Raw genomic sequence first — 13,780 nt, 5'->3', positions numbered from 1 at the left:
GATTCTAAATAAATGAGTCTAATGTTCAATTTTTTAAGGCAAATGATATTTCGAAGCTTTAATTTCTAAAGAGAATGAAAATGACAAATATGATCAATTTATCAATAAATGGAATCGCGGTTAGTGTAGAGGAAGGAAAAACCATACTCGAAGCAGCTAAAAAATTACATATTCATATCCCAACCCTATGCTATCACAAAGACCTATGTGTAGCAGGTAATTGCAGGGTTTGTGTTGTTGAGCAAGCAGGGGTCGATCGTTTGGTCGCTTCTTGTGCCACACCTGTAAATGAAGGAATGGAAATTAATACGAACAGTTTGAAGGTAAGAAATTGCCGAAAGCATATTATTGAGCTTTTGTTGGCAGAGCATAACGAAGAATGTACCAAATGTTATCGAAATGGGCATTGTGAACTTCAAACCATAGCTGCCGACCTACAAATTACTAATCAAGATTTTATTGATTTAGTACCTGATAAGCAATACTCTGTGGATTCTTATTCACCATCAATCGAAAAAGATGATAGTAAGTGTATTCGTTGTCAACGATGCGTGAGAACCTGTGCCGAGATTCAAAGTGTGGGTGCAATTGCAGTGGCGCATAAGGGTGCTGATATGAAAATTTCAACATTTTTTAATTATTCATTAAATGAGGTGGTTTGTACTAATTGTGGACAGTGTATTGTGCATTGCCCAACTGGAGCTTTGGTTGAAAAATCGTATGTGGAACAAGTATGGGATGCTATAGCAGATCCTGAAAAGCATGTAGTTGTTCAAACTGCACCTGCTGTTCGTGTTGGTCTTGGTGAAGAATTGGGTTTTGAACCAGGGACCAGAGTAACGTCTCGCATGGTATCAGCTCTTCGACGTTTGGGCTTCGATTCAGTTCTTGATACTGATTTTACTGCTGACCTGACTATTATGGAGGAAGGAACAGAATTGTTGACACGTCTTAAGGGAGCATTGCTTGATGATAATCCTGAAGTTTCTCTACCTATGGCTACATCATGTTCACCAGGTTGGGTGAAATATATCGAGCACAAATACCCACAATATCTACCTAATTTATCGACTTGCAAATCACCACAACAGATGTTTGGGGCTTTGGCTAAAACATACTATGCTAAGAATATCGATGTGGATCCAGCTAATATTGTTTCCGTTTCTATTATGCCATGTACGGCTAAGAAATATGAAGCGAATCGACCGGAAATGAAAGATAGTGGTTATAAGGATGTTGACTTTGTCCTGACAACTCGTGAACTAGCAGTGATGATTAAACAAGCTGGTATTGAATTTGAGCAGTTGAACGAAGAGAATTTCGATTCTATTATGGGAATTGGCTCTGGAGCTGGTATCATATTTGGTGCAACAGGAGGGGTTATGGAAGCGGCATTAAGAACTGCTTACGAAATTGTAACAGGTCGTGAGGTACCTTTCGAGAATTTGGAGATAAAACCGGTTAGAGGACTAGCAGGAGTGAAGGAGGCCGTTGTACCAATTGTAGATGTTCTTCCAGAATGGTCATTCCTCGAGGGTGTTGAATTGAAATGTGCCATAACCAATGGTTTGGAAAATGCACATCAGCTAATGGAGGCTATTGATAGAGGAGATCGATTCTATCATTTCATAGAAATTATGGCTTGTCCTGGTGGTTGCTTAGGCGGTGGTGGTCAGCCATTCCCTGTAGATGATGAAATTCGTCAGAAAAGAATGGATGCTATATACTCTGAAGACTTATCCTTGGCACTTAGGAAATCTCATGAGAATCCTGAAATTGTGCAGATTTATAAAGATTTTCTGGAGAAACCGCTGAGTCATAAATCTCATAAATTATTGCACACCTCATATGTGAAACGCCAGCCATATTAATGACAAATCCGTTGCATCATTATTAGGGTGATGGTAATAACGGAAAATCCCTTGTAAGCTTTTTGCCTACAAGGGATTTCTATATATCTAAAAAAGAAGATTCTATTATTAGAACTGGTTTATAACTTTACGGATAGCAACCAGTTTAGTCAGTAAATCTTCAAGATGATCTAGGTGTAACATATTGGCTCCATCAGACTTTGCATTGGCTGGATCAGGATGCGTTTCAATGAAAATACCATCAACACCAACTGCAATACCAGCTTTGGCAACTGTTTCAATCAAATCAGGACGTCCACCTGTTACTCCAGAAGTTTGGTTTGGCTGTTGTAATGAATGCGTGATATCTAAAACAACTGGGCAGTTATTTTTTTGCATTGTAGGAATACCACGATAATCCACAATCATATCCTGATAACCAAACATATTTCCACGGTCGGTTAATATCACCTGATCATTTCCCATTTCTCTCACCTTATCAACAGCGAATTTCATCGATTCAGCAGATAAGAATTGACCTTTCTTAATATTCACAAATTTACCTGTTTTAGCAGCTGCAACTAATAAATCAGTTTGACGACAAAGGAAAGCAGGAATTTGTAAAACGTCAACATAAGCGGCAGCCATAGCAGCTTCTTCTGCAGAGTGAATATCTGTAACGGTTGGTACACCAAAAGTGTCACTTACCTTTTTTAGAATTTTCAATGCTTTTTCATCCCCAATACCTGAAAATGAATCTAAGCGAGAACGGTTGGCTTTACGGTATGAGCCTTTAAAAATGAAAGGAATCTCAAGTTTGTTTGTAATTTCAACAATACGTTCTGCAATGCGCATTGCAATTTCTTCACCTTCGATGGCACAAGGACCTGCTAAAAGGAAAAAGTTACCTGATTCGGTATGTTTTATATTTGGAATGTTTTTAATCATGATGTATTTGAGTTTTATTTCTTACAAAAATAAGAAAAGCTTTGATATATCTTGAATGCCTTGGTGAGATAATAGATAAAGACGTTTTAATTCTTGTCCATTTTTACCTTGTTAAGGCTAAGACCTTCTGATTGTATGGCACGTGGATAGCTAACAGCTGATTTTCCAAAAACCAGTCCATAACCCACAGTGTAATCTATTGGTATGCCTATTAATTCTGAAATGGCAGGGTCAATGTCATTCAATACCCATGTCAGCATGCCATTCCATAGAGTACCAATATCACGGCTATTGGCTAAAAGTTCAAAATAACTTAATGCAATTAGACAGTCGGGAAAAGGGGATGAATTTTTCTTAGGAGCCGAAGCTATTAAAAGATGGGGTGCATATCTAAAAATAACATCAACTCCATTGTTTTCCCAAACCTTTTGGATGGCATATAAGAATTGAAATTGAGGTAAAAGAGTTTTAGCTTCTCCAGCTTTTTTGATTGCCTCATACACCTTATCTCTAAATATTTCTAACTCTTCTCTTTTATCGATAAGGGTGAAGTGTACCGAGTTGTAGTTGTGACCCGTTGGAGCATACGCCGTTGTTTCCAAAAGTTCTTGAATAAGCTCTGGATCTATATCTTCATGGGTGTATTTTCGTATTGATCGTCGAGTTTTAATCAAACGAGTCATGGACTCATAAGTAGGCAGTTCGCCTTTTGATGATAGACTATCCTCTGGCTTTTTGCCTAAAATAGAGAGGGCAGCTGTCGGGCATATGGCTAAACAGTGTTGGCATTTAAGACATTGTTTTTCTTTTGACTTGCGAATACTAGGATTAGGAGTCATTTCAATTATTCCTACAGGACAATCCTGTGCACACAGTCCACAGCTTATGCACTTATCTTCGTCTATTTTGAAATCTATCATTCTTGATGGGTTTGCTTTTTACGAATACAAAGAAAAGGACAAACTAGATATAAACAAAAGACGACATGCTTAATTCATTTAAATGAAATACTGTTGCGGTCTTTATTTTTGAATAATTTATAGCTTTGCAAAATAATTACATGTAAAGTTTACCTATGAAATTGCGTAATAAATCTATCGTTCAAGTTGGTATTGTCATCATTGTGAGTTTTGTGATTGTCGCTTATTTAATAGGTGAGAAGATGTCACAAACGGCTCGTAATATGAGTGTTGATCTCGCAGTGTCTAAGGCTCAGAATAGTTTTTTGATTGTTAAGAATAAGCTTAAAGATAATTATCAATTTTCGACTGCCATAGGTAAGACCATTGAAGAGATTATTCAGAATCAAGGCGTTCGTATGTCCGTTATCAGTAATGAATTAGAAGGTGTTTTGGATGGCAGAAATGATTTGCATGCCTGCTGGTTTGTTAATATAGATAACAAAAGTGATGTTTTGAGTTTTGCTCAATCAGAAAATGGCGTGATAAAAAGTGAGCTGGAAAAGCATAAAAGAGACCTGGTTGATAAGTTAATATCAAAGAAGGATGAGTTCGTTTCGTCTCCTTATTTTTCCAGTGATAGTACTTTACTCGCGTCCATTATTCTCCCTGTTAGGGTGAATGATCGAATTGTGGGAGCTTTTGGATTAGATATCGATTTGTTCAATTTTCAGGAACATTTTTACGATGAGAGATCTTTAGGACGTGCTTACGTTTCAATTATATCCTCTGATGGGTATTGTATTATTCATCCCGATGAGAATAGGATAGGAGCGAGCATTAGTAGCATGAGTGATAGTAATAATATAAAGAAAATTCTTGGTTCCGGGGAACAATTTCAGGCTGAAGTCATTTCTGAATTTCTTCAAGTACCCGTCGTTCGTGTCTATCAGTCGATTAAATTAGGGGAGATAAATGCCAATTGGTTAATCACGGTAAGTGTGCCTTTATTTAATGTTGAAGAGGCCGTGCAAGAGGTGAGAAATTCAACGGCACTTATCGGTATCGCTTTGGCATTTCTATTGATGGTATTTCTTTATTATTCACAACGCAGATGGCTTTCTGAGTTTGAAGGACGACAAAAAGCCGAAATGAAACATCGCAATATTTTAAATAAACTCTCATCGATTATGGAGAGTACCGATCAGATTCGAATTTTTTCGGTGGACAAGAAATATCGTTACACAAGTTTCAATTCGGTATATCAAAAGGATGCTTTTGATAATGAAGGAATGGAAATAGAAGTGGGTATGAGTGCCTTAAATACTTATCATCATGATTTTGGAAAATTAATGAAGAAACATTTTGATCGAGCCTTGAGAGGTGAGCACTTTTTAACCGAATATAAAAGAAATAACAGACATTATCAGCAAGTGTTTAATGCCATTTTTGATGAAGGTGATAAGGTAATTGGATTTTCTAGTTTTCGATTTGATATTAGCGAAACGGTTGAATTAAGAAAGCGAGCACATCAGGAAGAAGAAGAAAAAGTGAAAGCTCAACTTAAAAATATTAAGAACCAGATTAATCCACATTTTTTATTCAATTCGTTGAATTCTTTATATGCCTTGGTTGAAACTGAGCCAAGATTGGCTCGAAAGTTTATACTTAAACTTTCGAAAGTCTATCGTTACCTTTTAGATCGAAACAACTCAAGTTTGGTCGATTTAAAGCAGGAACTGGATTTTATGAAACACTATATTTTTCTTCAGAAGATTCGATTTGGTAATCATTTAAGTTTAGAATATGATATTCCAGAAGCATATATGGGCTGCAAGTTACCATCAGTTAGTTTGCAGTCTCTTGTAGAAAATGCGATCAAACACAATATTGTGACTACAGAAAAACCTTTGCTTATATCGATGAGAATAGAGAATGGTAGACTATTAGTTGAAAATAATTTTCAATTACGTTCTGACTCTAAATCGACTTCTGGTACTGGCCTAAAAACGTTAAATACCTTATATGCATTTTTAGGTGAAGAGCAGGCAGAGTATGGTGTCGAAGGAGAAAAATTCGTCGTTCGATTGCCCTTATTATAATAACTTTCTTAAGTATTAGTCTATTGCTTTCTCTATTTTGAGATATCAATATGTAGAGCTGTGCCTAAAAGTTTACGAAACCAAGATGGCGTGATTATTGGTTCAAACTGTATTTTCTTGAGTTCACTCTTTATTTTTCCTGATTCACTCCCTTCCTTTTTATTGCTTCTTACAAAAAAATCATATTTGTTTCAGATTCTCCTTAAGGGATCGGAAATATTTTTTTGGTTAGTAAATGGTTAGATCCTGCAGGGTGATTGAAAATCAAAAAGTGAATTGCAAATAACTTTAGGTATCACTCTTGCAAAAGAACAAAACACTGAATGAACTTAAACACACACACACTTAAAAAGAATTTTGTAGTAGCATTTATGACAGTTTGTATTCTTGGAGGAATGCAAGAACAAGCATATGCTATTAACTCAAATCAACAGAAGTCTGAAGCAGGGATTTTTAAATTCTTAAAGAAAAAGGATAAGAAAGTCGAAAATGAAGATGTCAAGGATACTGAGAAGAAAAAAACAAAATTAAAGAATTACGATGAAGTTATCACGACTGAAGCAATCAGTAAACACGGCGTGATCGATATTCATAGAGTAAAGAAAGATTATTACTTCGAATTAGATAAAAATCTATTGGAACGTGATTTTTTGTTGGTGAATAAAATTTCAAAAGTACCAACAGAGATTAATGAGTTGGGTTTTAATAAGGGAATAAATTATCAGAATTTATTAATCAAATTCGAACTTGATACGATTCTTGAAAAGGTATGGGTGAAAACATACAAAGCAACTTATTCAAGTAAAGAAGGGGATGCAATTACAAAATCATTTGAGGATAACTATATCTCATCTATTCGAGAGAGTTTTGACCTAAGCTGTTTAGGGAAAGATTCTACCTCATATGTATTTAAGGTGAATAAGGTTTTTGATGGTTCAGAAAAAAGTTTGAATGATTTATTTGGAATTCTAGGAATGCCAGGTTCTGCTGTAACTAATTTATCTAAGATAAATGAAGTAAAATCTTTCCCCAAGAATGCACTTGTAAAATCATTATTGACAACAAAAGCTGAAGGTATTACGGTTTCTGTTGAGGTAACTACCAATATTGTTTTATTGGATGAGAAGCCAATGAAACCAAGATTTGCTGATAAAAGAGTTGGTTTCTTTTCAACTAAACAGTTTTATTTTAACGATGATCAGCAAGCTCTTGAGAATCGCGAATTAGTAACCAGGTGGAGATTGGAACCTAAAGAAGAAGATGTCAAGAGGTATTTAGCTGGTGAGTTAGTCGAGCCACAGAAACAGATTGTTTATTATGTGGATCCTGCAACACCTGCACAATGGCGACAAGCTATAAAGGATGGTATAAACGACTGGCAAGTTGCTTTCGAGCAAGCTGGTTTTAAGAATGCCATCATTGCTAAGGATGCCCCAGTAAATGATCCTGATTTTGATGGTGACGATGTGCGTTATTCCATGGTAACCTATGCCGCATCAAGTCAGGCAAATGCCATGGGACCTTCTGTTGTTGATCCTCGATCAGGAGAGATTATTGAAGCCGATATTATTTGGTGGCATAATGTGATGACTGCTCTACAATCCTGGATTAGAATTCAAACTGGAGTTATCGATTCTAGAGCAAGAGCTAACAAATTTGAAGATGAACATATGGCTCATGCCATTCGTTTTGTTTCTTCACACGAAGTTGGTCATACCTTAGGTTTAATGCACAATATGGGAGCATCTTATGCTTACCCGGTTGACTCATTAAGATCGAAAACGTACACGGATAAAATGGGAGGTACTGCGCCTTCGATTATGGATTATGCTCGTTTTAATTATGTCGCACAACCAGGTGACGGGGTTGAGAATATTACACCTCAAATTGGAATCTACGATATTTTCGCGATTGGTTGGGCATACAAATGGAATAATAAGACAAATCCATGGGATGAGTTGAATGATCAAACAGCTATGATTCGTAAGCACGAAACAGATCCTTTGTACCACTACGGTCCTCAGCAAGATGGTAAGAATACAATTGACCCATCAGCACAAAGTGAAGATTTAGGTGATAACTCCATGCATGCTAGTCGATATGGATTGAAAAATCTTAGGCGTATTGTTCCTCAGGTTGAAAGCTGGACTTACGAAGAAGGGCAGGATTATGAAAAAGCTGGGAAAATGATGATGGGTATCATCGGTCAATGGTTTACTTATGCCAATCACGTTGTTACAAATGTGGGTGGGGTTTATCTTGATCAGCCAGTATATGGGGAGAGAAAAGCGGCTTACAATCATGTCGAAAAAGCGAAGCAAAAGGATGCTATCAAATTCTTACTTGATGAAGTAATTGATATTCCTGAATGGTTGACCAAAGCTGACATCTACAATAAAACATATCCTATTAAGGAATCACCTATTGGCGATATTGAATATGCACCTACAACTTTATTTCGTGATTTACATGCTCGAATTTTCTATTCGCTTTTGCAAAAGGAACGTCTGCTAAGAATGCTTGAAAATGAAGCAAAAAATGGTGATGAAGCTTATACTGTTGCAAACATGATGAATGATTTGCATAAGGGGATATTTAAGAAAACGATCAAAGGTTTAAAACTGAATGTTTTCGATAGACAGAGCCAAAAGAATTTTATCGATGCCTTAATCATTACCCAAAATAAGGCCATGGAGAAAACAACTAAGAAAACTCTGCATGCCTCTTGCTCATGTTCTTTACACAAACATATGCCTGTTTTGTGTGACTATTCGGTGAGAAATGATAAGATGTTTGGAGAGAAAGTTGATTCAGATGATTCGAAAAACTTCCAACGTAACGTGTTTTATTCTACAATGAATCGTGTTTCGGATGCCGTATCGATGAAAAGAGGTGAACTTATGAAAATCAGAGACTTGTTAAAAAAGCGATTGGTGATAAAAGATGAGGCAACTCGTTATCATTATAATGATTTGATCATGAGGATTGAAGAGGCATTAAATTTGAAATAATATAAAACGACTTGGCAGGTAGGGTGAAGAAATTTACCCTATCTGTCTTTTTACTTACAAAAACCACTATTTTAATAACCTTTAAAAATTAAACTATGAAAAGACTGCTAACCTGGCTTTTGATCTGTTTGCCTGCCTTTGTTATGGCACAGGAGACGAAGCAAATTAAGGGGAGAGTACTCTCAGCAACCGATGGCGATGTGCTGATCGGGGCTTCGGTGTTTATTGACAAATCGACAATTGGAACCGAAACGGGAGTAAAAGGAGTGATTGAGAATATCACGATGGGAACGATTACCGATTTGGATGGAAATTTTGTACTTGAAGTACCTACAGCATTAAAAAACATTTCTTGTAGCTTTTTGGGTTTCGAAACTCAAGTTGTAGATATCGCAGGAAAGGATTTCGTGACAATTAAACTAAGTGATGCTAATAGTCAGTTGGGTGAGATTGTGGTTACAGGTTACCAGAAAATTGAAAAACGCAAGTTGACATCTGCAGTTGTAAAAGTTAATGCTGATAATATTCGCCAGGCTGGTATCGCAAGTGTCGATAATATGCTTGCTGGTCAATTAGCTGGTGTTACTTCTGTACCAACAAGTGGCGCTCCCGGGGCACCTGCAAAAATTCGTATTCGTGGTACCGCGTCATTAAATGGAACCCAAGATCCTCTATGGGTTGTTGACGGGGTGCCTTTGGAAGGTAATGATCTACCTGATTTTAATGACTCTGATAATATTGATCAATTATACAATTCTTCAATTGCTGGCTTGAATCCTCAAGATATTAATGATATTACTATTTTAAAAGATGCCGCTGCTACTGCTATTTATGGTGCTCGAGCTGCTAACGGTGTCATTGTTATTACCACAAAAAACGGTAAACAAGGTAAAATGAGAGTAAGCTTTAATAGTAATACTTCATTTACATCTCGCCCTGATTTGAGTAAATTGAATTTAATGAACTCAGATCAGAAAGTTGATTTAGAGCTAGCCTTGGCTGGACGTGAAGATTTGACGTACAGATCAGGTAAAGGTGGTGTTGCTCGTATTCTAAATAATTACGACCAGTTGAATACTTATAGAACAGATGGTTTTGGAGGCATTAGCAATGAAGCTCAAGCTGAGATTAATGTCTTAAAAAATACCAATACAAATTGGGAAGATTTATTGTATCAGACCTCTGTTAATCAGGATCATTCTTTGAGCATTTCTGGTGGTGACGATTTTGCGACTTACTATTTTTCAGGTGGATACTATAACGAAAAAGGAACGACTATCGGAACTTCAATGGATCGATATAATGTGACTTTAAAAACAGATTTTAAATTAAGAAGTAATTTAAAATTTGGCGTTGGTGTATTTGGATCAGAAGTCGAAAAGAATTCGTATTTGACTGGTACTGATTTCTTTACAAACCCATCTTATTATACTCGTACTGTCAATCCTTATCAAAAGGTATATGATGAGAAAGGTCAATATGTGTATGATAATGAAATTCAGGAATCTGATGATGCCTATGTGCCTTTTAATATTATCGAAGAGCGTGAAGGAACTTCTCATAAAATGAAGAGCCGTAAGCTAAATGTGAATTTTGACTTGGATTGGAAAATTACTGCTGATTTAACTTTGAGATCACAACTAGGTATCCAGTCAGATAACACTCAGACAACAAAGGAAGCCAAAGAAAATACCTATTATTCAAGACAGATAAGAGAGAGGTCTCGTCGTTGGGATCCAGTAGCTAAAGAGCGTTTACCTTTCATGCCTGAAGGCGGGGTATTGAGAAGTTGGAATGGTGAAAATCGTTCTTACAACTGGAAGAATATGCTTGAATGGAATAAGGTTCTTGATGATGTTCATGAGTTCGACGCTATGGTTGGTAATGAATTGAGAGAAACTGAAAGTACTCTTGTTCATTCAAGTATCTATGGTTGGAATCCTAATGGTTTGAATGGAACTGCTGTGATCTATCCTAATGAATCTGATGCCAAAGAATTTAATAAGGATTCAAAATCCTACATTAAAAATCGATATGCATCATTTTTCGGAACAGCATCTTATACCTATAACAGAAAGTATACGGTATTTGGTAGTGTGCGTTACGATGGATCTAACTTATTTGGAACGGCTTCAAAATACAAGTACACACCTCTTTGGGCATTGAGTGGTTCATGGACTGCTTCTGAAGAAGATTTTCTTAGAAATATCAATTGGTTGAGTAATTTGAAATTACGTGCATCATATGGTTTGCAAGGAAATATTGATAAGGAAACTTATCCTGTTGTTGTTGGGAAATACAGGCATAATTCAATCCTTCCAGGTTATAGCGAGCAAGGTATTGATGTTTTATCTCCTCCTAATGATAAATTACGTTGGGAAAAAACAAGAACCTACAATGCAGGTTTAGACTTAGCTCTTTTTCGTCATGCTGTTCGTATTAGTCTTGATGTGTATGACAGAAATAGTTCAGATTTGATTGGGATGAAATCTATTCCAATGGAGAATGGATTCGAATTTACCAATGTGAATTGGGCTGAGGTTTCGAACAAAGGATGGGAGTTTAGTATTGCAACAAGAAATATCCAAACGGATAATTTTGAGTGGAATACCAATTTTAATATCTCTCATAACAAAAGCAAAGTAAACAAAGTTCAGGTGCGTGATAACCAGGGTACACCTTCTTTAGAAGGTCATCCTGTTAATTCTGTTTTTGTTATTAAAACTGCAGGATTAGATGAGAATGGTTATCCAATTTATTTGAAAGATGGTAATAAACTTAACGGACAGGAATTCTTTAAGTTGTACGATGCTTATGCTGAGTGGTGGCCAGGTAATGTGTCTGCTTCATCTTTAACTTCAGAAGAAACCAGAGGATTATTCTCATATGCTGGTGATGCTGACCCTAAATATTCGGGAGGTATCATTAATAATTTCAAATACAAGAACTTTGATTTAACTGTATCTGCTAACTTTAATTTGAAGATGATGCGTATGGCGCGTCCTCCATACGATATTACAGATTACGATAGAGGTCGAAATGCACCCGTTGATATTTTAGACGTAATTGAAGGAAGAAATACTAAATATCCTAATTTGATGGGTAGTACTTCTGGTGATGGAAGTTATTGGATGGAGAAGAACTGGCATGCGGTTTCAGATCCTGTAAATACATATCAGGCTTTGGATATTTGGCTAAAGGAAGTGAATTATATGAGAATAAGTAGCATCCGTTTGGGTTATACTTTATCTCAGCAATTAGCTGATCAATTAAAATTGAATAGTGTTCGATTTAGTTTTGAAGCACGTAATCCTTTTGTAATATCAAATGGATACGACGGTTATTTTGATCCTGAATCATATGGAAATATTTACTCACAACCACAAGCTAAATCATTCACTATAGGTGTAAATGTGACTTTCTAAAATTGGAAATATGAAAAATATAAAAGTATATATCAGCATAATGCTAGCCCTATTGGTGTTACCATCATGCGATGAATATCTGGATGTAAAACCAGCAGGTACTGTAATACCTGAGACATTTGAGGAATTTAGAGCATTGATGAACCGAGCTTATTATTTGACCCCTGCAGAGAATTCCAAACTGACTATGCGTACTGATGAAGTTAAATTTTATAGATGGGCTTGGGAGAATGATATCGCTTCTTATAAGGATATTTATTTATGGGAAGATGAAACACCAGCTCCATCAACCTTATCTTTTGGATGGCAAAGTTTTTATAAAGCGATCTTTTATGCCAACCATATTATTGCTGAAGGTTCTGAAATTACAGACGGGACGAAAGAGGAAATTGAACAATTACAAGGTGAAGCTTATTTAATGCGCGCTCTGATGCACTTTAATTTAGTAAATCAATATGCTTCTCATTACGATTTAATTTCATCTGCTATTGATAAAGGAGTACCTGTTTCAACAGTCATAGATTTGGAAGCCAATTATGCACCTTCAACAGTTGCAGAAGTATATGAACTTGTAGAATCAGATTTAACTAAAGGTTTGGCTCTATTGAATGTTGAAGAATACGGATTGGGTAAAAACTACCGTTTTACTAGGACTGCTGCAAATGCTTTACAAGCAAGAGTTGCTTTGTATAAAAACGAGTGGGCGAATGCTTTAGCTTCTGCTAAAACAACTTTAGCTATAAAATCTGACTTGGAAGATTTAAACAATTCAGAGAATTTGATTCCTAGTGAATACAATTCTAAGGAAAGTATCATGGCTTTAGAAGAAGGTATTCATTCTGCAGTTGTAAATTCAGTATTTGTTTCTGACGAATTAATGGGAGTTTATGATATGGATAATGATTTGCGTTTTGCAAAATATTATTCAGATAATGGTTCAGGCTCATATGTCGTTTCTAAAGGAGGGGATGATAAATTTCGTTGTACTTTTCGTACAGCTGAATTGTATTTGATTGCTGCTGAAGCTTCTGCTCAATTGGATCAATTAGATGATGCTTGTGATTATTTAAATCAACTTAAAGTTACAAGATTAAAACCTGACTTTTACACTACTGAAGTCGCTCGTACGGCTGCGATGAATAAAGCTGAATTGATTAAGGAAATTCTAACTGAGCGTTTCCGTGAGTTGGCTTTTGAAGGTCATCGTTGGTTTGACTTAAGAAGAACAACGCAGTCTGAGATTGCTCATGTTTTTGGTGATGAGACAGTTGTGTTGCGACAAGGTGATCCTCGTTATACATTGCCTTATCCTCAGGAAGCGATTAATAATAATCCTAACTTGGCAAATTAATTGTAAGAGGTTAATAAAATTATCTGAATCAAAATGGGGCTTTATTTAATAGAAAGCCCCATTTATACTTTAACAGAATAAATAAAATAAGTTTATATAATAAATATTTGGGATAAGTATGTTTTGTTGTTAGTAGATACTATATTAGCCGCTTAAAAGCAAAAACAACATTTAATTTGAAGTATATGATTATG

The 13,780-nt window shown here is 36.0% G+C and carries 7 protein-coding genes; 5 read left to right on the top strand and 2 right to left on the bottom strand.

The features are described 5' to 3' along the window. The first annotated feature begins 89 nt into the window (after nucleotides 1-89). Nucleotides 90-1,871 (top strand): NADH-dependent [FeFe] hydrogenase, group A6, encoded by a 1,782-nt coding sequence (locus DWB61_RS13295; RefSeq protein ID WP_231602249.1) that lies wholly within the window; start codon nucleotides 90-92, stop codon nucleotides 1,869-1,871. A 108-nt stretch (nucleotides 1,872-1,979) separates the two neighbouring features. Here DWB61_RS13295 and kdsA read toward each other — a convergent pair whose 3' ends face one another. After that, complete coding sequence (gene kdsA / locus DWB61_RS13290; protein WP_156190258.1) at nucleotides 1,980-2,798, bottom strand: 3-deoxy-8-phosphooctulonate synthase; 819 nt, start codon at nucleotides 2,796-2,798, stop codon at nucleotides 1,980-1,982. Between the two features lie 86 nt (nucleotides 2,799-2,884). Then, the gene (locus DWB61_RS13285) at nucleotides 2,885-3,718 is read right to left on the bottom strand and encodes a nitroreductase family protein (protein WP_125031399.1); all 834 of its coding nucleotides are present in this window, start codon (nucleotides 3,716-3,718) and stop codon (nucleotides 2,885-2,887) included. A 155-nt stretch (nucleotides 3,719-3,873) separates the two neighbouring features. On the opposite strand from DWB61_RS13285, the gene DWB61_RS13280 reads away from it, so the two are divergent. From DWB61_RS13280 to DWB61_RS13265, 4 genes are all read left to right on the top strand, one after another. Then, a complete protein-coding gene (locus tag DWB61_RS13280; protein WP_125031398.1) occupies nucleotides 3,874-5,799 on the top strand; it encodes a histidine kinase in 1,926 nt (641 codons plus the stop codon). 323 nt (nucleotides 5,800-6,122) lie between these two features. Continuing rightward, a complete protein-coding gene (locus tag DWB61_RS13275) occupies nucleotides 6,123-8,810 on the top strand; it encodes a zinc-dependent metalloprotease (protein ID WP_197091198.1) in 2,688 nt (895 codons plus the stop codon). Between the two features lie 95 nt (nucleotides 8,811-8,905). Next, nucleotides 8,906-12,235, top strand: coding sequence for a SusC/RagA family TonB-linked outer membrane protein (locus DWB61_RS13270; RefSeq protein ID WP_125031397.1), 3,330 nt, complete (start codon nucleotides 8,906-8,908; stop codon nucleotides 12,233-12,235). 10 nt (nucleotides 12,236-12,245) lie between these two features. Further along, the gene (locus DWB61_RS13265; RefSeq protein WP_125031396.1) at nucleotides 12,246-13,586 is read left to right on the top strand and encodes a RagB/SusD family nutrient uptake outer membrane protein; all 1,341 of its coding nucleotides are present in this window, start codon (nucleotides 12,246-12,248) and stop codon (nucleotides 13,584-13,586) included. Nucleotides 13,587-13,780: the final 194 nt, after the last annotated feature.

Origin of the sequence: Ancylomarina euxina (assembly GCF_003863355.1) — a bacterium.
Lineage (GTDB): Bacteria > Bacteroidota > Bacteroidia > Bacteroidales > Marinifilaceae > Ancylomarina > Ancylomarina euxinus.
This window is presented reverse-complemented; position numbering and strand designations above follow the sequence as displayed.

What these genes read in the sequence shown, in the direction of transcription:
- DWB61_RS13270 (WP_125031397.1), top strand. Translation starts at nt 8,906, where the DNA reads ATGAAAAGACTGCTAACCTGGCTTTTGATCTGTTTGCCTGCCTTTGTT.
- DWB61_RS13265 (WP_125031396.1), top strand. Translation starts at nt 12,246, where the DNA reads ATGAAAAATATAAAAGTATATATCAGCATAATGCTAGCCCTATTGGTG.
- kdsA (WP_156190258.1), bottom strand. Translation starts at nt 2,798, where the DNA reads ATGATTAAAAACATTCCAAATATAAAACATACCGAATCAGGTAACTTT.
- DWB61_RS13285 (WP_125031399.1), bottom strand. Translation starts at nt 3,718, where the DNA reads ATGATAGATTTCAAAATAGACGAAGATAAGTGCATAAGCTGTGGACTG.
- DWB61_RS13280 (WP_125031398.1), top strand. Translation starts at nt 3,874, where the DNA reads ATGAAATTGCGTAATAAATCTATCGTTCAAGTTGGTATTGTCATCATT.
- DWB61_RS13295 (WP_231602249.1), top strand. Translation starts at nt 90, where the DNA reads ATGATCAATTTATCAATAAATGGAATCGCGGTTAGTGTAGAGGAAGGA.
- DWB61_RS13275 (WP_197091198.1), top strand. Translation starts at nt 6,123, where the DNA reads ATGAACTTAAACACACACACACTTAAAAAGAATTTTGTAGTAGCATTT.